Raw genomic sequence first — 21,387 nt, forward strand, 5'->3', positions numbered from 1 at the left:
GGTGGGCCGCGCGCATGACCGGCGCGTTCTCGCTCGGAGTTACGATCGGAGTACCGACCTTCAAGCGCGCCGAGCACAGGAGCGGGCATTGAGCGACCAGGGATCGCTGCGCAGCACCTTGCACCAACGGGGCATGCGGATGACACCGCAGCGCCAACTGGTGCTGGACGCGGTGCGCGAGCTGGGGCATGCGACGCCCGAGCAGGTCTGCCGCAAGGTGCAGGGCACCGCCTCGACGGTCAACATCACGACGGTTTACCGCGCCCTCGACCTGCTCGAAGAGCTGGGCCTGGTGCGGCACACGCACCTGGGGCACGGCGCGCCGACCTACTCGGTCGAGGAGCACGAGCACGTCCACCTGGCGTGCCACCGCTGCGGCACGATCGACGAGGTCTCGACCGAACTGCTGGACGACCTGTCCCGCGAGCTGCTCACGCGGTTCGGGTTCGCCCTGGACGCCACCCACCTGGCCCTGTCCGGCCTGTGCCGGAACTGCTGCAGCAACGCCGACGCCGCCGAGGAGCGCCGATGAGTTCACCCCTGTTGGACCTGCCGGGTGCGGTACCCGCACCGGAGGATGCAGTGGATGCGGGCGTGCCCTGGCACTTCGGCGACCCGTTCGCCGAGCAACGGTCGGCGACCCGCTCGGCGGTGCTGGTGGACCGCTCGCACCGGGAGGTCATCGCGGTGACCGGCGAGGAGCGGCTGAGCTGGTTGCACCTGGTGCTCTCGCAGCACATGACGGAGCTGCCGGACGGGCAGGGCACCGAGGCGCTCGTGCTGGACAGCCAGGGCCGCGTCGACTGCCACATGCTGGTCGCGCACCACGAGGGCGTCGTCTACCTGGACACCGACGCGGGCGCGCAAGCCACCAGCGCGCTGCCGACGATGGGCGTGGACGGCAGGCAGTCGCTGCTGGAGTACCTCGACGCCATGCGGTTCTGGTCCAAAGTGGAGACTCGGGACGCCACCTCGGAGTTCGCGGTGCTGACCGCGGTCGGCCCGGACGCGGGCGGCATCCTCGCCCAGTTCGCGCCGGTGCCGTCGAAGCCGTACGGGGTGAAGGCCCTGCCCGGCGGGGGATTCAGCCGGTTCGTACCGTTCCGCGCGCTGCCCACCATCGACCTCGTGGTGCCGCGGGCGGCGCTGGTGGAGTGGTGGACGAAGCTGACCGACGCGGGCATCCGCCCCTCCGGCACCCTCGCGTTCGAGGCGCTGCGGGTGGAGGCGCTGCGGCCCCGAGTCGGGTTGGAGACCGACGAGCGCGCGATCCCGCACGAGCTCGGCTGGGTGCACGTGGCGGCGCACGTGGCCAAGGGCTGCTACCGCGGCCAGGAGACCGTCGCCAAGGTGCACAACGTGGGCAAGCCGCCGCGGCGCATGGTGCTGCTGCACCTGGACGGCTCGGCGGAGATCCTGCCGGAGACCGGCGATCCGGTTTGGCTTGGCGAGCGAAAGATCGGCCGGGTGGGCAGCGTGGTGCAGCACCACGAACTCGGGCCGGTGGCGCTCGCGCTGCTCAAGCGGTCGGCACCGGTGGACGGCGAGCTGGTCGCCGGCGACCCGGAGCAGGACCGCGCGGTGGCCGCGGCGGTGGACCCGGACTCGGTGCCGCCGGACACCGGCGAGCCGCCGGGGCGGGTCGCGGCCCAGGGCCTGCGCGGCCGGTAGTTGACGAGGCGGGTATGCCTGTAGGCGTGCGCATCCGCCCCGTTGGCCGCGCGTGCCGCAACACGCCGGGAATACGAGCGGTCTCGCACCGTTGTTGAAAAAACATCACCCGAACTGTTGGCGAGTTGTACCTGATTGCCGGAGGATGGCCACGTGATCGAAGTCCGCCCGGGTGGACGACGCCGCATCGACAGGGTCCTGTCCCCGGGCTACACCAGTGGCATCGAAGACCGCACCCTCGGCGAGGTGCGGGAGTTGCGCGACGAGGCGGCGCAGGAGGAAACGGACCTCTCGTACCTGCGCCGCGTGCTGCACGCGCGGATCGACATCGTGCGAGCCGAGCAGCGGCGACGCCGGGAGGGCGGGTCCGCGTCGGTCGTCGAGCAGCTGGTGAACATCCTGTCGGACAACGCCGTCGGTCCGGCGACCGGTTCCGGCCGGCACCAGACGACCGAGCCGTCGCGGGCCGAGGCGCACCGCAGGCACGTCGAGGCGCTGGTCTCCGACGTCGACCTGTCGGACGTGATGTCGCTGTCGGAGGCCAAGCTCGACCAGGCCCTCGCCGCCTACACCGAGGAAGAGGACTCGGTGTCGCAGCGCCGCCACGAGGTCCAGGACGTGGTGGACCGGCTGAACGCGGAGATCGCCCGCCGCTACCGCGAGGGCGCCGCATCGGTGGACGACCGCCTCGCGGAGGAACGCGACCGGCGCTGACCGGTTTCGCCCCGCGCGCCCGAACCATCCGAAGTGGACTCGGGCAGTGCGCGGCACGGCTCGTCGCCGCGCCAACGAGCCCGCAATCGCCGCTGAAACCCGCTCAGGCGACCGGAAAGCTGCGGGCCAACCCTTGGAACCGCCAACGCCCGATCTCGCCCGCACAGCGGCGAGGGCGTAGCGCGTCCTGTCGCGGTGCGGGCCGACCACAGAGGCGCCGCGGTGCCAATTCCATCCCCAGTGGACATTTTCATTGCGATCCGGCCACCCGCGACCACCTCCCCCTGCTCGAACGCAAGGTGCCAGGTCCACAGTTTCGATTGAAACTGCGCTTTCCCCGACGGCGGCTGGCACCTGAAGACCTGGAAGAACTCGCGACGGCCTGGCACCGCTGGATCGAAGCCGAAGGCGGCTGGTTCGCCGTCCACAACGGCGAGATCACCTACCGCCCCCGAAGCCCACCAAGACCGGCATCCGTCCAGGTCCGGGGCCAACGCGGGCAAAACCGGCTTCCTCGTCCCGCCGGACGAGGCTGGAAAGCTTCCGCTCAGTTGTGGCGTTCTCGAGCGGCGAATTCCGACCAGAAGTCGCGCAGGGTCTCATAGCGGGTCGCGACCTCTTCCGCATCGTCGGCTTCCATCGCATCGACGATCGCGTGCACGTCCTCGGCCGAGGTGTCCGCGTCCAGGTCGCTGGACGTCATCAGCTGCACCAGGCCGCCGTAGTCCAACTCCACCGCCGAATGCGGGTGGAAGCGCTCCAGCCAGCGGCCGGTCTCCCGCAGGATCCGCGTCGGCCCTTCCTCGCCGATGGACTTGCGCCCGATCGCGTGCGCCCGGGCGACCCGGCGCCGCGCGTCGGCCATCGCCATCCGCCAGCACACCCGGCGCCGGCCCGGCTCGGTGAACACGCACCGCTCCTCCGGGTCGACCAGCACGAACCAGGGCAGCGGGACGGTCCAGGTGGACGAGAGCACGTGCACCGCGCCGCCCGCTAGCTCGCTGACTACCGCGCTCGCCCGCATCTTGGCCTTCTCCACCGGCACCTGCAGGGCCGCGGTCCGCAGCGGGATCTCCGCGTCCCCTAAGAAGCCGACCAGCGCAGCGGCGGACCGCCCGCGCAGGTCCAGCGGGCACACCAGTGGGCCAGGCCCGACCGTGGCCGCCGGAGCGCTGGGCACGTCCGCCGGGTCGAGCACCAGCACGTCACCAACGCCCGTGACGGCGCCGTCAACGGTCTCGCCGGGCAGCAGCCGGGGCGGCGCGGCGAGCTGGCTGCGCAACCAGACGTCCTGCTCCCGCGATCCGGCGTCGAACGGGTCGACTGGCCCGCGGTCGACGGCCGCCGCCAGTTCCTCGCGCAGCGGTGGGTCGAACGACGACAAGGGCTCGTACACCCTCAGGTAGGCGACGAACGGCTCTGGCACAGCCAGCATGGTGTCATGCGGCCCGCGGGGGCCTGCGGCTGCCTCGCTTAGCACCGAAAACAGCTGCCAGACGGGCCTTCGGCGGGGGAGAGTTCGACGTCACCCAAGACACGGCCACTCAGTCATGGCACCACGTCGCGTTCAACCGCCTCGACACGGTACGGTAGTTACAGGAAAAGTTGTCGAGATCATGCGGGGCCGACATTCCCCTGTCCGCCCCGCAACCCTGTGCGAGGGGGTCGAGCCATGGGGCGCGGCCGGGCTAAGGCCAAGCAGACGAAGGTGGCCCGCGAGCTTAAATACAGTTCCCCCGCCATGGACATCGAGGCGTTGCAGCGCGAGCTGTCCGTCTCGGAGTCCGGCGAGTGGTCCAGTGAGGACCGCGATGACTCGCGCGACGACGGGTACGACGACTACGACTACGACCGACGTTGAAGCACATCTCCACGAGGACGGCGGATGAACGCTGTTCGCTCGATGGCGAGGTGCGTCGGAGTCGTTCGTCTGACCCGATGTGCATGAGCGGGTGGGGTTGACGAGTTTCGCAAGTCCCACATAGGAGGAGCACCGTGAGTGGCGTTGTCGGTGGACCGGCGACGCCACTCGCGTCTGTCTGCTGCCTCCGAAAACATGCGCTGACCGAAGAAGTGTCCGGCGCGATAGCGCCCGACCCGGGATAGCCGACGGGCGGATGCGGCCCGGGGTTGAAGAGCGCTGGCGCGCGCGGGCCGCCTCTCGGCGGGTGGCACTGCAGGGCTCCAGCCGGACGGTATTCCCAGCAGGCGGTAGTTGGAGCCCGGGGGCACGCGCGCACGCCAGCTATTGGTTCAACGACCGGGAACCCATCAGGATTCCCGGTCGCGATCAGAGATTTCACCTGCGCGGTTCGATCTTCGCCTTCGACGCGGGGCAGCCGCTCGGCCAACCCGCGACCGGCACCGCCGCAGGTTCTCGGGCTGTGCCCGCCCGGCGGCGCCCGGCGACGCGTGTCCGACGTGGTGAATTGGCATTCATGACGTCGGGGATCCCGCAGCGAGACGGCGCCTGTGAGGTTCCGCTACCCGGATCAGAAGCGCGGATGGTTGCCCCGGAGGACCACGCGGTCTTCCTCGCTGGCGCCTTCGACGGAGGGCTGCTTGGCAATCTCGCCGAGCACCCAGGCCGGCACGTGGCGGGCCGTGAGCACCGCGAGGGCGCGGTCCACGTCTTCGGCGGTAACCACGGCGACCATGCCGATGCCCATGTTGAAGGTGCGCTCCATCTCGTCGACCTCGACCCGGCCGCGCTGGGCGATCAACCCGAACACCGGCGCTGGCGTCCAGCTGCCCCGGTCCAGCACCGCCGTCAGCCCCGACGGGATCACCCGCGCCAGGTTCTGCGCCAGGCCACCGCCGGTGACGTGCGCGAACGTCCGCACGCCTGCCTCTGCGGCCAGCGCCAGGCAGTCCTTGGCGTAGACCCGGGTAGGCTCCAGCAGCTCCTCGCCGAGGGTGCGGCCGAACTCCTCGACGTGGCCCTCCAGCGGCATCCGGGCGATGTCCAGCAGCACGTGCCGGGCCAGCGAGTAACCGTTGGAGTGCAGGCCGGAGGAGCCCATCGCGATCACCACGTCGCCCGGGCGGACCTTGTCCGGGCCGAGCATCGCGTCCGCCTCGACGACCCCTACGCCGGTGGCCGAGATGTCGTACTCGCCGGGCGCCATCATGCCGGGGTGCTCGGCGGTCTCCCCGCCAAGCAGCGCGCAGCCGGCCTGCACGCAGCCCTCCGAGATGCCCTTGACCAGGTCGGCGATCCGGTCCGGCACGACCTTGCCGACTGCGATGTAGTCCTGCAGGAACAGCGGCTCGGCACCGCAGACCACCAGGTCGTCGACCACCATCGCGACCAGGTCGATGCCGACGGTGTCGTGCACGTCCAGCGCCTGCGCGACGGCGAGCTTGGTGCCGACCCCGTCCGTCGAGGACGCCAGCACCGGCTCCTTCCAGCGGTCGAGCTTAAGCTGGAACAGCCCGGCGAACCCGCCCAGGGAGCCGATCACCTCGGGCCGGGTCGCTCGCTGCGCCCACGGGCGCATCTTCTCGACCGCCTCGTCACCGGCCTCGATGCTCACGCCCGCTGCGGCGTAGGTGGCTTTCGGACTCGCGGTCTGGGCAGACCCTGCGAGCAGGTCTTCGGACACGACTGGCTCCACATCTTGGTGCGAGTTTGCGATTCGCCGGACGCGCATGAGTAGCAGCTTCAACGCTACGCGCCGACGGCGAACCTCGGGGGCAGGAACGGTGCGGTCGTCAGGGCCGCTGCAGCGCGTCGGCCGCGCCGTAGCTGCTCGGCAGCACCGGTTCGGCCGGTCCCGCGACACCGCGTTCTGCCTGGTTGAGACCCTCCAGCAGGTATTTGCCGATACGGGAGTCCTCCGGCAGCGGGATCGGGTAGTCGCCGTCGAAGCAGGCCGCGCACAGCCTGGTGCGGGGCTGCTCGGTCGCGGCGACCAGGCTGTCCAGCGACACGTGGCCGAGGCTGTCCGCGCCAATCGAGCGGCGTACCCCGTCCGTGTCCAAGCCGTTGGCGATCAGCTCGGCGCGGGAGGCGAAGTCGATGCCGTAGAAGCACGGCCACTTCACCGGCGGCGAGGCGATCCGGACGTGCACCTCGATCGCGCCGGCCTCGCGCAGCATCCGGACCAGGGCGCGCTGGGTGTTGCCACGGACGATCGAGTCGTCCACCACGACCAGGCGCTTGCCGCGGATCACCTCGCGCAGCGGGTTCAGCTTCAGCCGGATGCCGAGCTGGCGGATCGTCTGCGACGGCTGGATGAAGGTCCGGCCGACGTAGGAGTTCTTGACCAGGCCGTTGCCGTAAGGGATGCCGGAGGCCTGGGCGTAGCCGATCGCGGCGGGCGTGCCCGATTCCGGAACGGGGATCACCAGGTCGGCGTCCACCGGGTGTTCCTTGGCGAGCCGGCGGCCGATCTCCACGCGGGTGCCGTGCACCGAGCGGCCCGAGATCGTGGTGTCCGGGCGGGCCAGGTAGACGTACTCGAAGACGCAGCCCTTGGGCTTCGGGCTGGCGAAGTGCTGGGAGCGCAGTCCGTCGCCGTCGATGGCCAGCAGCTCGCCGGGCTCGACCTCGCGGACGAACGACGCGCCGACGATGTCCAGCGCGGCCGTCTCGCTGGCCACCACCCAGCCGCGTTCCAGCCGGCCGAGCACCAGTGGGCGCACGCCGTGCGGATCGCGCACCGCGTAGAGGGTCTGCTCGTCGCAGAAGACCATCGAGAAAGCGCCGCGCACCGTGGGGAAGAGTTCCATCGCGGCCTGTTCGAGGCCCTTGTCGGCGGCGTGCGCCGCAAGCAGGCCGGTCACCAGGTCGGAGTCGCTGGTGGCGCGCTCGCAGCCGTTGGCAGGCGAAGACGCGTTGGCCGTGGTGTCGGCGCCCTCCGCGGCGAGGCGGTCCAGCAGTTCCGCCGTGTTGACCAGGTTGCCGTTGTGGCCCAGGGCCACCACGCTGCCGGTGGCCGTGGTGCGGAATGTCGGCTGGGCGTTCTCCCAACTGCCGCCGCCAGTGGTCGAGTACCGGGCGTGCCCGACGGCGACGTGGCCGCGCAGCGACGCCAGGGTCTGCTCGGTGAACACCTGGCTGACCAGGCCTAGATCCTTGTATACGAGCACCTGCGAGCCGTCGCCGACAGCGATGCCGGCGGCTTCCTGGCCGCGGTGCTGGAGGGCGAAGATGCCGTAGAAGCTCAGCTTCGCGACTTCCTCGCCGGGAGCCCAAACACCGAAGACGCCGCATTCCTCGCGGGGTATGTCGCGTTCGAGAGCAGAGCCGGAGAGGTCTGTAGGGGAACTTGCGTTAGCCGGTTCAGGCCGGTCGGTGACCACCGAGAACTCCCTGAAGGACGGAGCCGGAGTTACACCTCAGTGTAAGGCTCCCGTGTCCAAGATTTTTCTTCCGGTCAGTTGAGCCTGGTCACAGCATCTCTGTTTGTCCAGCTGGTCCACACGGTCCCCGCATTCGACGCAGGTAACGACCACCAGATTCAGGAGCGCAGCTCACGGCGTCGCGCGTCGGCTGACCGGCGTACCAAGCAGGCCATGCGGGCTGTCAGGCGGCGCACCGAACGCGCCAGGCGGCGGGCCCACCAGCTGGTCGATCATTGGACGCAGACCGGCTACCGGAAGTTGATCTTGCTCGGGATTCTCCGGCTTGGGAGGGGCTCGGTGAGCGTGGGTGGGCTACCGGGAGTAGGTCTGGCGCGGTGTGCGGCCGCCGATCAGGGGCAGCGGCTCGCGAGGACGCAGAACTCGTTCCCCTCCGGGTCGGCAAGTACGACCCAGCTCACATCGCCCTGGCCGACGTCGGCGTGTCGAGCACCTAGGTCGAGCAGGCGACGGACCTCTTCGTCCTGCTCCCTGTCGGTTGGATTGACGTCGATGTGGAGCCTGTTCTTGATGGTCTTGCCCTCGGGCACGCGCGCGAATGTCAACGTCGGTGGCACTGGGCCAAGGCGGTTCTTGCCCTCAGGCACCATAGGGGAGCCAATTGTGACAATTCCGTCGTCTTCGTCTTGCACCTCGTAGCCAAGGACGGCGCACCAGAACCGGGCGAGACCGTTGGGATCGGCACAGGCGATCGCAAGCTCGGTGAACTTACTGGCCATGTCAGGACCTCCCAGTCCAGTAGCGCGTCCGCCAAGGGCCACACGCTAGTCGCAGTGTTCGACGGCGAGGCCGTTGCCGTCGCCGATGGCGGCGACGCGGTAGCGATGTTCGTAAGGGGGAGGAGGACCACGAGCACGAGCGTCCCGGCTGGTTGATGGAGAACGAGGACGTCTTCACCAACGACATGGAAAAGACCGCACCCCCGGTCTTCGGAGACTGGTCCAACGACGGATGCCGAACAGAGGCTCCCAAATTTGCCCAAATTTGCGAGCCTCCACCACACCCCGCCTGGCGCGCCTAACTCGAAGCTAGGCGGTGGCGGCCAACGTATTCCTCGGTCGGCCACTCGATGGGCTCCGGCGGTTGACGGGCAGGCGGCTCGGGATGCGGGGTTGCGACCGATATCGCATCGACGAGTTGCCACACCATCACCGCCCCTGGACCGGGGTGGGCATGCTGACCATTCCCGCTGCGCAACGGCAGTAGTGCGGATATTGCGAATACCGCTGCAACGAAGCCCAGAAAAACCAGCAGGTTGCCCGGCTCGTGCACGATGGCAAGGACGGTTGTCATCACTGCGCACCTGCCTCTCGTGCCGCCGCATCGCGGCGAGCCCGGGCCTCGTCCCAGCAAGCAGCGCAGGTCGGGGAGAGCCATGTCATGCATCGCTTCTCCTTGCTACTGAAGGGGAACGCGGTGGCCCCGGGTCGGGGGAAGGGGAAGCGCCGGGGCCACCGCCACGCGGTGACGCAATGTGCTGATAACGTCACCGACAGCAGCGACGCTAGCGAAACTTGCGGTTATATAGCCAGCTCGTAAACCCAAAGGTGTGATCAGAAGGAGTCCGAGCATGCCGCCAATCTCCCCGACAGTCGCCAACTGGGCGCTGGGGCGTCGCCTTCGGGAAATTCGCGAGGAAGCCGGGCTGACCAGCGGCGCAGCATCCAAGTTCATCGGCGTGACCTCTGCATACCTGTCCGAGGCCGAGCACGGCAAGAAGACGCTCGTCCCAGAGAAGCTGGACACTCTCATGGCGGAGTACAACGTCGAGGACGCTGAGGCTCAGGAACTTCGAACTCTGCGGGAGCAAGCGGTCCAGCGTGGCTGGTGGGCCAAGTACTCCGGCATCTTCGGCAATGACCTGCTGCGCTTCTTCGGCTTCGAGCACGGCGCTGAAGCGGTGCACGCCTACGACAGTGGCCTCATGAACGGTCTGCTGCAGACCGAGGACTACGCACGAGCGATCAGCGACACAAGCACCGGAAATCTCCGGATGGCAGAAGTTGATCGCCGAATCGCCTGCCGGATGAACAGACAGCTGAGGCTTACCCGGGACGACCCGCTCCGATTCAACGCCGTCATGTCAGAAGCCGTGCTGCACCAGGAAATCGGCGGGCCGAAGGTGCTCAAGGCTCAACTTGAGCACCTCCTTGCCCTCATCGACGGTCTGCCCGACACCCTGGATTTGCGCATCGTCCCGTTCTCGTCGAGAGGACACGAGGCGTTGGGCGGCTCCGCGTTCTATCTCATGACCTTCCCGAACGGCCGGTTGCCCACCGTGCTCTGGCAGGAGACTGTGACGTCAACCCACCTGATCATCGATCCCATGACCGTCCGGGAATACTCCATCGCCCACACGGCCGCTACCCAGGCAGCGCTCAACCGCGAGGATTCCCGTGCACTCATCAAGAAGATCTCGACAGAGCTGCCACGATAGCTACAGTTAGAAGATGAGCATTTTCCACGCCTACCAGCGCTTGAGCGACGCACGCTGGCGAAAGTCCCGTCGTAGCGCCAGCAACGCCCACTGTGTGGAGGTCGCGGTGATGACGCGAGCGGTCGGCGTGCGAGACACGAAGGACCGCGACGGGGGCATGCTCCTGTTCACCCCCGAGCAGTGGACATCGTTCACCGCACGCCTGAAGCAGGGCTGAGGGGTCATGTCCTTCGCACGGTCAACGCCGGTTAAGGCAGGACCTAGCGGCCGAGGCGGCCTTGATAGTTCGATCACTAACACCAACTTCACGGAATCAGTCATCTCAGTTGGAGTGGGGCTTGGTGCCGTGGCGGGACGGGAAGTCCGGTGGGCGGCGTTCGGCGAAGGCGCTGAGGCCTTCGCGGGCGTCGGGTGAGGTGAAGGCCTTCTGGCCGTAGCGGGCTTCGCTGTGGAATGCCTGGTCCTGCGGGAGGTCGCCGAGGCGAAGGACGGCCTCCTTGATCGTCGCGAGCGCGGTACCGCTCTTGCCCACCAGCCGGTGAGCGCGGTCGAGCGCGGCCTCGAGCAGCTGCGGCGCGGGGACGACGTCGTTGAGCAGGCCGTACCGCAGAGCTTGGGTAGCCGGGATCCGGTCACCGTGGAGCATCAGCTCCATCGCCCAGACGTACGGGATCTGCCGCGTCAGCCTGGTGAGCGTGCCGCCGGCGGGCACGACGCCGACGCCGCTTTCGGGTAGCCCGAACTCGGCGGTGTCGGCACTGATGCGGATGTCGGTGGACAGCATGATCTCGAACCCGCCGCCGAGGCACAGGCCGTTGATGGCGGCGATCACCGGCTTGAACAGCGTGGTGTGCTTCTGGTGGGCGGCATCCCATGCCGAGATGTCGAAACGGCCTTCGGACAGGGCGGGGATGGACTCGGTGAGGTCGGCGCCGACGCAGAAGGCTCGGTCCCCGCTGCCGGTGAGGATCGCGACGGCGAGCGAGTCGTCGTCGCGAACCTCGGCGAAGGCCGCACCGAGTTCTTCGTACATCGCGAGTGTGAGTGCGTTGAGCTTGTCCGGACGGTTGAACCGGATGATCGCGACCGCGCCATCGCGCTCGAGGGCGATGCCGCTCATCAGATCACCCCCTTCTCGCGCAGCTCGGCGATGCGCTCGTCGTCGAGATCGGCGAGTGCCCGCAGGACCGTGTCGGCGTGCTCACCGATCTTCGGCGCGAGCCCACGCGGCTGGGTGGGCGTGCCGGCGAGCTTGATCGGCGAGCCGAACATGCGCAGCTGCCCGAACTCGGGGTACTCGACGTCGACGATCATGTCGCGCGCGACGATCTGCGGGTCCTCGACGACCTCACCGATGTTCTTGATCGCGCTCAACGGCACGGCGTCGCCGACGATCTCCTCCAACTCGGACTTAGTCTTGTCCGCGAACCACTTCTGCAGCAGCGTCCGGACCCGTCGTTCGTAGACCTCGGGTACGAATCGCTTGGTCATGGTGTCGATTTCGGGGTCGTCCGCAAGCTCGGGCTGTCCGAACAGGTGGCAGGACAAGCGCCAGAACTTGTCGGTATAGCCGCCGAAGAACACGAACCCGTCCTTGCACGGGTAGAGCTCGTAGGGCTTGACGAAGGGATGTTCGTTGCCCAGCGGTCCGGGGACCTTGCCGTCGACGGTGTAGGAAACGACAGCGTTCTCCGTGAGGCTGAGCACCGAGTCCTGTTGGGACACATCGACCAGCTGTCCCTCGCCTGCCTTTTCGGCGTGCCGCAGTGCGGCCAGGGTGCCGATGACGGCGTACAGCGTCGCGGACAGGTCGCCAATGATGGTGCCGACGCGGGCGGGGGGCCGGTCCTGGAATCCGTTCATCGACCACAGGCCGCCGGTGGCCTGCGCGTTGTTGTCGTAAGCGGGCCGGCGCCGGTACGGTCCGGTCTGGCCGTAGCCGGAGATCGCCGTGTACACCAGGCGCGGGTTCTCCCCGCGCAGCACGTCGTAGCCGACGCCGAGCTTGTCCATCGTGCCCGGCCGGAAGTTCTCGACCAGGACGTCGGCGCGCCGCGCCAGCTTCTTGAGCAGGTCCTTACCGTCCTCAGTGGATAGATCGATGGTGAGGCCGAACTTGTTCCGGTTGTACTGCGCGAAGAACGCGCTGAACTCCTCGTCCGGTCCGCCCGGCTCACCGGACGAGGAGGTCAGCTTCGGCGGGAAGTCCCGGGTGTAGTCCGGTTCCTTCGGGTTCTCGATCTTGATCACGGTCGCGCCGAGGTCGGCCAGCAGCATCGAGCAGAACGGGCCCGCCACCACCCGGGTGATGTCCAGGACCACGATGCCGCGCAGCGCGCCCCGAGACAGCCCGCCAGGCAGCATGCCCACGATCGTGTCGTCGTTGATGGTCATGTTCGTCCCTGTCCGTAGGTGACTAGTCAGCTCGTGGCCGCAGCCACCCGAACGCGGGCCTCCAGGAGGGTGCCGCACGAGGGACTGTAGAACTCGTCGATCAGCACGCGGCGGCCCTCGGTGCGCGGGCGGACGCGGACTCCGTACCCGGCCAGCCGCTCGGCGGCGACGTAGGTGACCTTCCGCGCCTCGCCGCGCCAGTCTTCGCCGGTGCCCAGGCGGGCGCCGCTGGCGGGCACGTACCAGCCGCCGGCGTCGCGGCGTGGCGCCGAAGACCCGGCCGGCGAGTTCGGCGGGACCTGCTGGGCGGGGGTGCTGCCGAGGCGTTCCTGGCGCATCTCGGTGCGGGCTCGCCGGGTGGCGGCCTCGTCGACGGTGCCATCGGTGACGATCACGCCGTAGGTGCGCTGCGCGGTCTCGCCGGTCACGTAGCCGTCGCGGACGTCCGCGGCGACGAGCTGCGGGGCGCGCAGCAGCGGGTCGCCGTAGCCGCCTCCGCCGGCGATCCACTGCACGAACACGTCTCCGGCGCGGACCATGACCGACTGCTGGTTGATCTCCAGCAACTCCCGGTCCGCCACGCTCAGCGTGTCCGGGGCGGGCACCAGGCCATCGGCGAGCAGCCGGGCGACATCGGTCTGGCGCCAGACCTCGTGGCCGCTGCCGCCGCCGGGCAAGCCGCCGCCGAAACCGTCGGCGACGACCTGGGCGTTCGGGGCGAACACCGTCTGCGTGACCTCCCCGGCGCCGTGCAGCGTCCACGCGAAGCGCAGGCCCAGCCCGCCGCGGTGGGCGCCGTGCCCGGCGCTTTCGGTGTTGAGCTGCTTCCACAGGTAGAGCACCGGGTACAGCATCTCGTTCATCTCGACGTCGGGCAGCATGTTGTTGACCTGCGTCATCATCCCCGCACAGTCGAGCCCGTCGCGGTCCGGCTGGGCGCCGGCCCCCATGCCACCGCCGTCCATGTTGAACAGCACGAAGTACTCGCCGTCATCGGTGGTGCCCGCGGAGATCCCGCCGGTCCACGAGTCGCCCCACACGCCCTGGGTCCGGTCGCGGATGGTGTCGTCGTCGCTGCGACGGCAGGCGTCGTTCATCAGCTTCGTGACGACGCGGCTGACCCGGGCGCCGGTGGTGAGGTGCCCGTTGCTGATCGGTGCCGGGGGCCGGGGATTCACGATCGACCCGGGTTCGGCGACGATGTCGAACGCGGTCATGACGCCTTCGTTGAACGGGACGTCCCAGGCGAGGATCGGCACGATGGCGGTCGCCACGCTGCCGACCAGCGCACCGTAGCTGCAGTTGACGAAACCGTCGGTCTGCTCGCTGGAGCCGGTGAAGTCGAAGGTGATCTGGTCGTCGCGTTTGGTCATGGTGCACGCGACGCGGTACAACTCGTCGACGTGTCCGTTGTGCTCGGTCCACTCCTCGGCGGTGTAGGTTCCGTCGGGGATGCGGGCAATCCGGTCGCGCACGACCTGCTCGGCCAGCTCGAACGACAGCCTCGTGTAGTCGCGGAACCGCTCGAGCCCGAACTCCTCGATCGTGCTCAGCAGACGCCGGATGCCGGTGTTGTTGCTCGCCACCAGGCTGCGCACGTCGTTCCAGAACAGCGCGGGCACGCGGACGTTGTTGAGCAGGATCCGGCGCACCCACTCCACGGGCTCGCCCCGCTCGAAGATCTTGACGCCGGGCGGCAGCCGCAGCGCCTCGGCGTAGCAGTCGTGGGCGCCAGGCGCGAACCCGCCAGGCGTCATGCCACCGACGTCGACCAGGTGCGCTTGCGACTGAGCCCAGCCGATCAGCTCGTCGCCGTGGAAGATCGGCGAGATCACGTTGGTGTCCGGCGGGTGGCTCGCGCCTGCGGTGTGCGGGTCGTTGCAGATGAACGCGTCGCCGGGCGCGAGCGGCTCGCCCTCGATCGCCTTGACCAGGTTCTGCACAGCGACGCTGCCAGAGCCGATGTGGAACTGGACGTAGTCCGAGTAGGCGTAGATGCGGCCGGTGGGGTCGAACAGCGCGGTGTTGAAGTCACCGGCCTCGGTGATCACCGGGGAGCCCGACGAGCGGATCATCGCGATGCCCATTTCCTCCACAATGGAGTCCAGGCGCATGCGGATCACTTCGAGGGTGACGGGGTCGAACCCGCCGGGCAGCGTGCGCGGGGTGCTGGTCATGGTCGTCTCCTTTGACGGGCGGGGGTCAGCGGTCGGCGAGGCGCAGCAGGAAGTCGCCGCTGTCGGTGAGTTCGACGGTGGCGCCAGTGGGCACGTAAACCGTGGTGTCGGGCTCCTCCAGCAGGCACGGACCGGTCGCTTGACCGAGCGCACCGAACCCGCGGTGCACGTCGATCTCGACGCGCTCGCCGGTGAGCGGCTCGATCACGTCGCGGCGAGTGAGCTCGTGGCGCTCCTCGCCGGTGCCCGCGACCTGCTCCACCGTCTGCACCTCGCTGCGGCCGATGGCCCGGACCCTCGAGTTGACCAGCAGGATCTCGGCCTCGGTCCAGGCCGTACCGGCGCCGAACTCTTCCTCGTAGTCGGCGATGAACTGGGCACGCAGCGCGTCCTTGTCCGCCTCGCCGAAGGTGCCCGCCGCCAAGCGGGTGGTGACCTCGAAGATCTGGCCCACGAACTTCATGTCCGCCTCGCGGTGCAGCTCGCGTCGGGCCTCAGGGATCCCCTCGGCCTCGAACCATGCTCGTGCGCGTTCCTCGAGGGCGGCGAACTCCTTGTCGAGCGCCGCCGCGGGCTGGTCCATCGTCCACGGGCTCGTCTGCACCGCGGAGAACACCGAGTCGGCGTGCATGAGGCCGTGCGCTGAGAACACCGCAGCGTCGCGCGGGATCACGACCTCGCGGACCCCTGCCTCGGCGGCGATGCTAGCGGCGAACAGCCCGCACGCGCCGCCGAAGCCGACGAGGGTGAACTCGCGCGGATCGTGGCCGCGGTTCACGGTGATCTTGCGCAGCGCGTTGGCCATCTGCGACGTCGCCAGCCGGTACATGCCTTCGGCCGCCGCGTCCTCGGTGATGCCCAGCGGCTCGGCCACGTGCTTGCGCAGGGCAGCCCGCGCCTGGTCCTCGTACAGCGGGACGGTGCCGCCGAGGTAGTAGTCCGGGTTGATCAGCCCGAGCACGAGCGCGGCGTCGGTGACTGCGGGCCGGGCGCCGCCTTTTCCGTAACATGCCGGGCCCGGCACGGAGCCCGCGCTGTGGGGGCCGACGCGCAGCAGGTTCCGTCCGTCCACCCAGGCGAGGCTGCCGCCGCCGGCGCCGATGGTCTCGATGTCCACGGCGGTCAGGCTGGTGGGCAGGCCGCCGATCTCGGCGCGGGGCAGCAGCCGGAACTCGTCGTCGATGATGGCGGCCGCGTCGAGGCTCGTGCCGCCCATGTCCGCGGTCAGCACCCGCCGGCGGCCGAGCTGCTTGGCCAGCAGCCGGGCGCCGGTGACGCCGCCGACCGGACCGGAGTTGAACATCGAGATCGGGGCCTTGCCGGTCTCCTCCACCGACAGGAAACCGCCGTGCACCTGCATGATCTGCACCCGAGCTCGCAGCCCCCTGCTCCACAGCTCATCGGCGAGGTGGTCGAAGTGCGACGCCACGATCGGCTTCACTGCGGCGTCCAGTGCGGTGGTGACCATGCGCTCGTACTCGCGGTAGACCGGCGTCAGCCTGCTGGAGAGCGTGTACGGGATGCCCGGGTGATGCTTGTCGAGGTACTCGCCGATCGCATTTTCGTGGGCGGCATTGCGGAACGACCACAGCAGGCAGACCGCGATGGCCTCGGCGCCGGTCGCCAGCACCGCGTCCACGGTCGTGGCGATCGTGTCCTCGGTGAGCGGGACGAGTACGTTGCCGTGCGCGTCGACCCGCTCGGCGACCTCGACGATGCGGCGACGCTCCACGATGTCTGGCGGCGGCGACATCTTGTGCGGGTCGCGCTCGTCTGTGCGGGCCGACCGGGCGATGCGCAGGGTGTCGCGGAAGCCCTGGGTGGTCAGCAGCCCTACGGCGGCGTACTTCTGCTCATCCACGGCGTTCGTGACGATGGTGTTGCCCAGGACGAATCGGTCGACCGCGGCGAAGAACTCGGCCTCGGTCATCCCTGCGCGCTCCCGCAACACGCCCAGCGCGCTGAGGATCCCTGTGGTCACATCCTTGGTCGAGAACGCCTTGCCACGTATCGCGTGCCCGTCGACGATCGCCACGGCGTCGGTGAACGTGCCACCGACGTCGATGCCCACGTGAAGCGTCATGGTCGCTGTCTCCTTTGACTGCGTCGGTGCGGATCGTTCCGGGCTGACGGATGGTATGCACGAAAGGTTCGTTTCAGGGAGACACCGTCTAACCCGCGGTGTGGACAGTACGAGCGCGAACCCGCCTAAACTATGTATCGTTGGCCCAGGATTCCCAGGACGCCCTGGGCGATCGGCACAGCGGATCGAGGTGAACCCGTGACGGAGACGCTCCCAGGCGACGTTATTGTCAGTCTGCTGCAAGCGGCCTCGGCTGAGCAGGAAGTCGATGTGGACAGCCTGCTCGCCGACGTGCCCCTGTCGGAACAGGACACCACGCGGATCCGCTACGAAATCCGCCGCCTGCGCGCCACCTCGGAGCGCTGGCGACGCCGCGGTCAGGAACTCGCGGCGCTGTTCTCCTCCGCGCGCGAGCTTGCCCAGCTTCGCGACGTCGATGAACTGCTCGGTCGGCTCGTCGAACGAGCGCACGACCTCGTCGGCACGGACGTCACCTACCTATCCGAGTTCGACGCGAAGAGCCGCGAACTCCGCGTGCGAACCACGCTCGGGACGGTCGCACCGTCGTTCCTCGGCTTGCGGGTGCCGCCCGGCGCGGGCCTGGCCAGCCAGGTGGTCGAAGGACGCCGTCCCTACTGGACGTCCAAGTACGCCGCGATGACCGAGGCCCCGCACGACTCCGCGATCGACGCCGCCGTGGCCGCGGAAGGCCTCGTGTCGCTGCTCGGCGTCCCGCTACTCGCCGGCGACGAGGTGATCGGGGTGCTGTTCGCCGCCAACCGCGTCGAGCACGCTTTCTCCCCTGAGGAGATCTCCCTGCTGTCAGCCTTTGCCGACCACGCCGCCATCGTCCTGCAGACCGCTCGCCTGCTCGCCCGTACCCAGGACTCGGCCGACGACGCCCGCCGCGCCTACGGCGAGCTCGCCCGCCACGTCGAAGCGATGGAACGGGCCAGCGACGTGCACAGCGACCTCACCAACCTCGTGCTCCAAGGCGGTCAAGCACCAGACGTCGCAACCGCGCTCGGTCGCGCCTTGCGCTGCGACGTCACGCTTCGCTCCCCCGAACACCTCGACGGCCCCGTCGCCGACGCGGTCGACCGCAGCCGCCGCAGTGGTCGGTGCACGCCCGCGAGCGACGGCACGCACGCCGTCGCAGTCCTCGCCGGGCCGACCCTTCTGGGCGCGCTGCTGCTAGAACAGGGCGAGGTCGAGTTCGGCCCCGTCGAATTGCGCACCGCCGAACGCGCCGCTCAGATCACCGCGCTGCTCAATCTCAAGCAGGACGCCATGTTCGAGGCCGAACAGCGCGTCCGCGACGACTTGCTGGCCGACATGCTCTCCGACGACCCCGACCGCCGCGCCAACATCGCCACCCGTGCCCACGCACGGGGCATCCGGCTCGACGAGCTGCGGTCAGTGGTCGTGATCTCGGTGCCGGCCGAACTGCGCCGCGAGGCCGTCCGCGCCCTGCGCCGGACCGGCGGCCCGGTCGGCGAACATGCCGACCGAGTCGTGGCCATCACCTCCTACCCCGACCCAGCCACCGCGAGCGCACTCATCCACACCGCGGTGCGCCGCGCCGTACGGGCACCCGTTCTGGCGGTCGGCGCAGGCATCGCCGACGCCACCGCCGACCTACACACCCAGGTCGACGCGGCCTCGGCGTGCGTGCGGATCCTGCCCGCACTCGGGCTGAACGACACCGCCGTCACCACCGACGAGTACCTCCCGTACACGGCCCTGTTCGGCCCAGGGGAAGCGCGCGTGACGACGTATGTGCGGCGCGTCATCGGGCCCGTGCTGGACTGGGACGCCAAACACGCGGGCAAGCTCCTGCCCACCCTCGCCGCCTACCTCGGCAACCGGATGAGCCCAGTCGCCACCGCCCGTGCACTCCACCTGCACAAGAACACCGTCCTCCAACGCCTGGAACGCACGACCGAGCTACTCGGCGAGGAATGGCAGGAGCCCGATCGGCTCTTCCGGATCACCGTCGCGGTCCGCCTCGCCACCCTAGCCAAAAGCCCATAGTCCTACCGCCATCAGTGGATGATCGGCCCATTCCCGGCCGATGCGCAGCGAACTAGCGTCCTCCTCCGTACCGCAGCCACACCGAGGTGGGAGGGGCGCCATGCCGCGCACCAGTCGTATCCAGGGTCTCAGGAACCTCTCCGTCGAGGCCCGGCGCAAGTTCGTCGCCGATGCCGCCGGCATCGACCCCGCGTCGATCGCCGCCTTCGACCCCGCGCACGGCCTCGGCACCGAGCTGGCGGACCACATGATCGAGAACGTGACCGGGATCCTCGGCATCCCGCTGGGTGTCGCGACGAACTTCGTGATCAACGGCGCCGACGTGTTGGTACCGATGGCGACCGAGGAAGCCTCCGTCGTCGCGGCGGCGAGCAACGCCGCCAAGATCGCGCGCGTGCGCGGCGGGTTCACCACGTCCTCGACCCCACCCGTCATGCAGGCCCAGGTTCAGATCGTCGGCGTCGCTGACCCCGAGGCCGGGCGAGTACGGCTACTCGAAGCCCGCGACGAGCTGATCGCGCTCGCCAACGACCAGGACCCCAAGCTCGTCGAGTTCGGGGGTGGCGTCCGGGACATCGCGGTCCGGCTGGTCCCCTCGCGCGCCGGCACCTACGTGGTCGCGCACCTTCGGGTCGACGTTCGCGACGCTATGGGCGCCAACGCGGTCAACACGATGGCTGAGGCCGTCGCCGCCCGGGCGGCCGAGATCGCGCGCGGGAGCAGCTTGCTGCGGATCCTCACCAACAAAGCCGATCTCCGGCTCTCCCGTGCCCGCGCGGTGTTCGACGCGGACGCGCTCGGCGGCCCCGAGGTCGTCGACAACATCATCCACGCCGCCGCCCTCGCCGAAGCCGACCCCTACCGGGCCGCCACCCACAACAAGGGGATCATGAACGGCATCACCGCCGTCGTGCTCGCCACCGGCAACGACACCCGCGCCGTCGAAGCCGGCGCCCACTCCCACGCCGTCTCGCCCGCCGGGCTCTACACCTCGTTGTCCCGGTTCGAAAAGGATGCCGACGGCAATGTCGCCGGCACCCTCGAGCTGCCCATGCCCGTCGGTCTCGTCGGTGGCGCCACCAAGGTCCACCCGGCCGCGCAGGCCGCGATCACCCTGCTCGGCGTCCGCACCGCCGCCGAACTCGCGGAGATCATCACGGCCGTCGGCCTCGCCCAGAACCTCGCCGCCGTCCGAGCGCTGGCCACCGAAGGGATCCAGCGTGGCCACATGTCCCTGCACGCCCGCAACATCGCATCAGCCGTCGGTGCGACCGCCGAGGAGGTCCCGGCCGTCGTCGCCCGGCTCATCGCGGACAAGAAGGTCCGGGCCGACCACGCCGCGCAGGTCCTCGCCGAGCTCCGGGCCGGACGATGACCGACTACGGGACCGAACGGCTCCCTGGCCTCCCCGAAGCCGTCACCATCTGCGAGGTCGGCCCCCGCGACGGGCTCCAGAACGAGTCCACGCCGGTGCCCGCCGACGTGAAGGTCGAGTTCATCGAACGTCTTGCCGATGCCGGGCACACCGTCATCGAGACGACGAGCATGGTCCATCCCAGGTGGGTGCCACAGCTCGCCGACGCCGAAGAGGTCCTCCGTCGCCTCGACCGCCGCCCCGCGGTCCGCTACCCCGTACTCGTGCCCAACCTGCGAGGCCTGCAACGGGCGCTCGACCTCGGCGTCACCGACATCGCCGTGTTCGCCTCGGCAACCGAAAGCTTCGCCAAGACCAACCTCAACCGCACGGTCGCCGAGTCGCTCGAGATGTTCGCCCCCGTCATCACTCAAGCCCGCGAAACCGGGCTGCAGGTGCGCGGCTACGTGTCCATGTGCTGGGGCGACCCTTGGGAAGGCGCGGTTCCTGCGCCACAAGTCGTCGACGTCGCGACCAAACTGATCTCCCTCGGCTGCACCGAACTAAGCCTCGGTGACACCATTGGCGTCGCCACCCCCGGCCGCGTCGTCGCGCTGCTCAACGCCCTCACCGCCGCCAGTGTCCCGATTGGCTCGATCGCCGTTCACTTCCACGACACTTACGGCCAGGGGCTCGCCAACGCCCTCGCCGCCCTTCAGCATGGAGTGACCACAGTGGACACTTCGGCAGGCGGCCTGGGCGGCTGCCCCTACGCCAACAGCGCCACCGGCAACCTCGCCACCGAAGACATCCTCTGGCAGCTCGAAGGTCTCGGCATCCGCACCGGCCTCAACCTCACCAAGCTGGTCGAAACGAGTAGCTGGCTGGCCGGTCACCTCGGCCGCGAAAGTCCCTCTTCGGTCGTGCGCGCGCTACGGAAAAGCTGAGACCAGCCGTCGCTCCGGCCTCGCGCATTCCGCTACCGCTACCGCCCAAGTCGGCCAACGAACGGGCAGACCAGCAAGGCATTCCGCCAGTTCTATATCTGACGTTGCCATTTTCATCTGGTGCCCGATATCGCCACCGAGATCGGCGAAGTCATCGGCGCGGCGTTCGATGGCGTACAGCGCCCTGGCGTTCCCGGACGCGACCGCAT

The 21,387-nt window shown here is 69.0% G+C and carries 18 protein-coding genes; 9 read left to right on the forward strand and 9 right to left on the reverse strand.

Annotation, left to right across the window (positions count from 1 at the left end):
- Positions 1-88: 88 nt before the first annotated feature.
- From SSPN_RS0130800 to SSPN_RS0130810, 3 genes are all read left to right on the forward strand, one after another.
- Complete coding sequence (locus SSPN_RS0130800) at positions 89-532, forward strand: Fur family transcriptional regulator (protein WP_010312641.1); 444 nt, start codon at positions 89-91, stop codon at positions 530-532.
- Positions 529-1,671 (forward strand): CAF17-like 4Fe-4S cluster assembly/insertion protein YgfZ, encoded by a 1,143-nt coding sequence (gene ygfZ, locus SSPN_RS0130805; RefSeq protein WP_044576040.1) that lies wholly within the window; start codon positions 529-531, stop codon positions 1,669-1,671. The genes SSPN_RS0130800 and ygfZ overlap by 4 nt, the downstream gene beginning before the upstream one ends.
- Before the next feature lie 153 nt (positions 1,672-1,824).
- A complete protein-coding gene (locus tag SSPN_RS0130810) occupies positions 1,825-2,385 on the forward strand; it encodes an RsiG family protein (protein WP_010312645.1) in 561 nt (186 codons plus the stop codon).
- 547 nt (positions 2,386-2,932) lie between these two features.
- Here the strand turns inward: SSPN_RS0130810 and SSPN_RS0130815 are convergent.
- Positions 2,933-3,820 carry a DUF8083 family protein gene (locus tag SSPN_RS0130815; RefSeq protein WP_010312647.1) on the reverse strand — a complete coding sequence of 296 codons (888 nt, stop codon included), beginning with the start codon at positions 3,818-3,820 and terminating at the stop codon, positions 2,933-2,935.
- A 237-nt stretch (positions 3,821-4,057) separates the two neighbouring features.
- Here SSPN_RS0130815 and SSPN_RS0130820 point away from each other — a divergent pair, with 237 nt between their 5' ends.
- Complete coding sequence (locus SSPN_RS0130820; protein ID WP_010312648.1) at positions 4,058-4,246, forward strand: DUF3073 domain-containing protein; 189 nt, start codon at positions 4,058-4,060, stop codon at positions 4,244-4,246.
- Between the two features lie 631 nt (positions 4,247-4,877).
- Here the strand turns inward: SSPN_RS0130820 and purM are convergent.
- The 4 genes from purM to SSPN_RS55690 form a co-directional block, all read right to left on the reverse strand.
- Complete coding sequence (purM, locus tag SSPN_RS0130830; protein WP_029535891.1) at positions 4,878-5,990, reverse strand: phosphoribosylformylglycinamidine cyclo-ligase; 1,113 nt, start codon at positions 5,988-5,990, stop codon at positions 4,878-4,880.
- 109 nt (positions 5,991-6,099) lie between these two features.
- The gene (gene purF, locus SSPN_RS0130835; protein WP_010312652.1) at positions 6,100-7,692 is read right to left on the reverse strand and encodes an amidophosphoribosyltransferase; all 1,593 of its coding nucleotides are present in this window, start codon (positions 7,690-7,692) and stop codon (positions 6,100-6,102) included.
- 392 nt (positions 7,693-8,084) lie between these two features.
- On the reverse strand, positions 8,085-8,471 hold the full coding sequence (locus SSPN_RS0130840; protein ID WP_010312654.1) for a VOC family protein: 387 nt from the start codon (positions 8,469-8,471) through the stop codon (positions 8,085-8,087).
- Positions 8,472-8,769: 298 nt separating this feature from the next.
- Entirely contained in the window at positions 8,770-9,045 is a 276-nt protein-coding gene (locus tag SSPN_RS55690; protein ID WP_143539430.1) for a hypothetical protein, read from the reverse strand.
- Positions 9,046-9,322: 277 nt separating this feature from the next.
- On the opposite strand from SSPN_RS55690, the gene SSPN_RS0130845 reads away from it, so the two are divergent.
- Together SSPN_RS0130845 and SSPN_RS0130850 are read left to right on the forward strand one after the other, a co-directional pair.
- On the forward strand, positions 9,323-10,189 hold the full coding sequence (locus SSPN_RS0130845) for a helix-turn-helix domain-containing protein (RefSeq protein WP_010312656.1): 867 nt from the start codon (positions 9,323-9,325) through the stop codon (positions 10,187-10,189).
- Between the two features lie 13 nt (positions 10,190-10,202).
- Positions 10,203-10,406 (forward strand): DUF397 domain-containing protein, encoded by a 204-nt coding sequence (locus SSPN_RS0130850; protein ID WP_010312659.1) that lies wholly within the window; start codon positions 10,203-10,205, stop codon positions 10,404-10,406.
- Positions 10,407-10,511: 105 nt separating this feature from the next.
- Here SSPN_RS0130850 and SSPN_RS0130855 read toward each other — a convergent pair whose 3' ends face one another.
- The 4 genes from SSPN_RS0130855 to SSPN_RS0130870 are packed head-to-tail and all read right to left on the reverse strand — an operon-like array spanning position 10,512 to position 16,843.
- On the reverse strand, positions 10,512-11,309 hold the full coding sequence (locus SSPN_RS0130855) for an enoyl-CoA hydratase/isomerase family protein (protein WP_010312661.1): 798 nt from the start codon (positions 11,307-11,309) through the stop codon (positions 10,512-10,514).
- The gene (locus SSPN_RS0130860) at positions 11,309-12,583 is read right to left on the reverse strand and encodes a CaiB/BaiF CoA transferase family protein (RefSeq protein ID WP_010312667.1); all 1,275 of its coding nucleotides are present in this window, start codon (positions 12,581-12,583) and stop codon (positions 11,309-11,311) included. The genes SSPN_RS0130855 and SSPN_RS0130860 overlap by 1 nt, the downstream gene beginning before the upstream one ends.
- 26 nt (positions 12,584-12,609) lie before the next feature.
- Positions 12,610-14,760: a hydantoinase B/oxoprolinase family protein gene (locus SSPN_RS0130865; RefSeq protein ID WP_010312669.1), complete on the reverse strand. Its 2,151-nt coding sequence runs from the start codon at positions 14,758-14,760 to the stop codon at positions 12,610-12,612.
- Positions 14,761-14,785: 25 nt separating this feature from the next.
- Positions 14,786-16,843 (reverse strand): hydantoinase/oxoprolinase family protein, encoded by a 2,058-nt coding sequence (locus SSPN_RS0130870; RefSeq protein ID WP_010312671.1) that lies wholly within the window; start codon positions 16,841-16,843, stop codon positions 14,786-14,788.
- A gap of 198 nt (positions 16,844-17,041) precedes the next feature.
- Here SSPN_RS0130870 and SSPN_RS0130875 point away from each other — a divergent pair, with 198 nt between their 5' ends.
- The 3 genes from SSPN_RS0130875 to SSPN_RS0130885 all read left to right on the forward strand — a co-directional run bounded on the left by SSPN_RS0130875 (position 17,042) and on the right by SSPN_RS0130885 (position 21,178).
- Positions 17,042-18,877 carry a helix-turn-helix domain-containing protein gene (locus SSPN_RS0130875; protein ID WP_029535893.1) on the forward strand — a complete coding sequence of 612 codons (1,836 nt, stop codon included), beginning with the start codon at positions 17,042-17,044 and terminating at the stop codon, positions 18,875-18,877.
- Positions 18,878-18,977: 100 nt separating this feature from the next.
- On the forward strand, positions 18,978-20,252 hold the full coding sequence (locus tag SSPN_RS0130880) for a hydroxymethylglutaryl-CoA reductase, degradative (protein ID WP_010312676.1): 1,275 nt from the start codon (positions 18,978-18,980) through the stop codon (positions 20,250-20,252).
- Positions 20,249-21,178 (forward strand): hydroxymethylglutaryl-CoA lyase, encoded by a 930-nt coding sequence (locus SSPN_RS0130885; RefSeq protein ID WP_010312678.1) that lies wholly within the window; start codon positions 20,249-20,251, stop codon positions 21,176-21,178. The genes SSPN_RS0130880 and SSPN_RS0130885 overlap by 4 nt, the downstream gene beginning before the upstream one ends.
- Positions 21,179-21,387: the final 209 nt, after the last annotated feature.

It is taken from the genome of Saccharopolyspora spinosa NRRL 18395 (assembly GCF_000194155.1).
Classification (GTDB): Bacteria; Actinomycetota; Actinomycetes; order Mycobacteriales; family Pseudonocardiaceae; genus Saccharopolyspora; species Saccharopolyspora spinosa.

Coding starts and splice junctions, on each gene's coding strand:
- ygfZ (WP_044576040.1), top strand. CDS start 529: ATGAGTTCACCCCTGTTGGACCTGCCGGGTGCGGTACCCGCACCGGAG.
- SSPN_RS0130815 (WP_010312647.1), bottom strand. CDS start 3,820: ATGCTGGCTGTGCCAGAGCCGTTCGTCGCCTACCTGAGGGTGTACGAG.
- SSPN_RS0130820 (WP_010312648.1), top strand. CDS start 4,058: ATGGGGCGCGGCCGGGCTAAGGCCAAGCAGACGAAGGTGGCCCGCGAG.
- SSPN_RS0130840 (WP_010312654.1), bottom strand. CDS start 8,471: ATGGCCAGTAAGTTCACCGAGCTTGCGATCGCCTGTGCCGATCCCAAC.
- SSPN_RS55690 (WP_143539430.1), bottom strand. CDS start 9,045: ATGACAACCGTCCTTGCCATCGTGCACGAGCCGGGCAACCTGCTGGTT.
- SSPN_RS0130845 (WP_010312656.1), top strand. CDS start 9,323: ATGCCGCCAATCTCCCCGACAGTCGCCAACTGGGCGCTGGGGCGTCGC.
- SSPN_RS0130850 (WP_010312659.1), top strand. CDS start 10,203: ATGAGCATTTTCCACGCCTACCAGCGCTTGAGCGACGCACGCTGGCGA.
- SSPN_RS0130855 (WP_010312661.1), bottom strand. CDS start 11,309: ATGAGCGGCATCGCCCTCGAGCGCGATGGCGCGGTCGCGATCATCCGG.
- SSPN_RS0130860 (WP_010312667.1), bottom strand. CDS start 12,583: ATGACCATCAACGACGACACGATCGTGGGCATGCTGCCTGGCGGGCTG.
- SSPN_RS0130865 (WP_010312669.1), bottom strand. CDS start 14,760: ATGACCAGCACCCCGCGCACGCTGCCCGGCGGGTTCGACCCCGTCACC.
- SSPN_RS0130870 (WP_010312671.1), bottom strand. CDS start 16,843: ATGACGCTTCACGTGGGCATCGACGTCGGTGGCACGTTCACCGACGCC.
- SSPN_RS0130880 (WP_010312676.1), top strand. CDS start 18,978: ATGCCGCGCACCAGTCGTATCCAGGGTCTCAGGAACCTCTCCGTCGAG.
- SSPN_RS0130885 (WP_010312678.1), top strand. CDS start 20,249: ATGACCGACTACGGGACCGAACGGCTCCCTGGCCTCCCCGAAGCCGTC.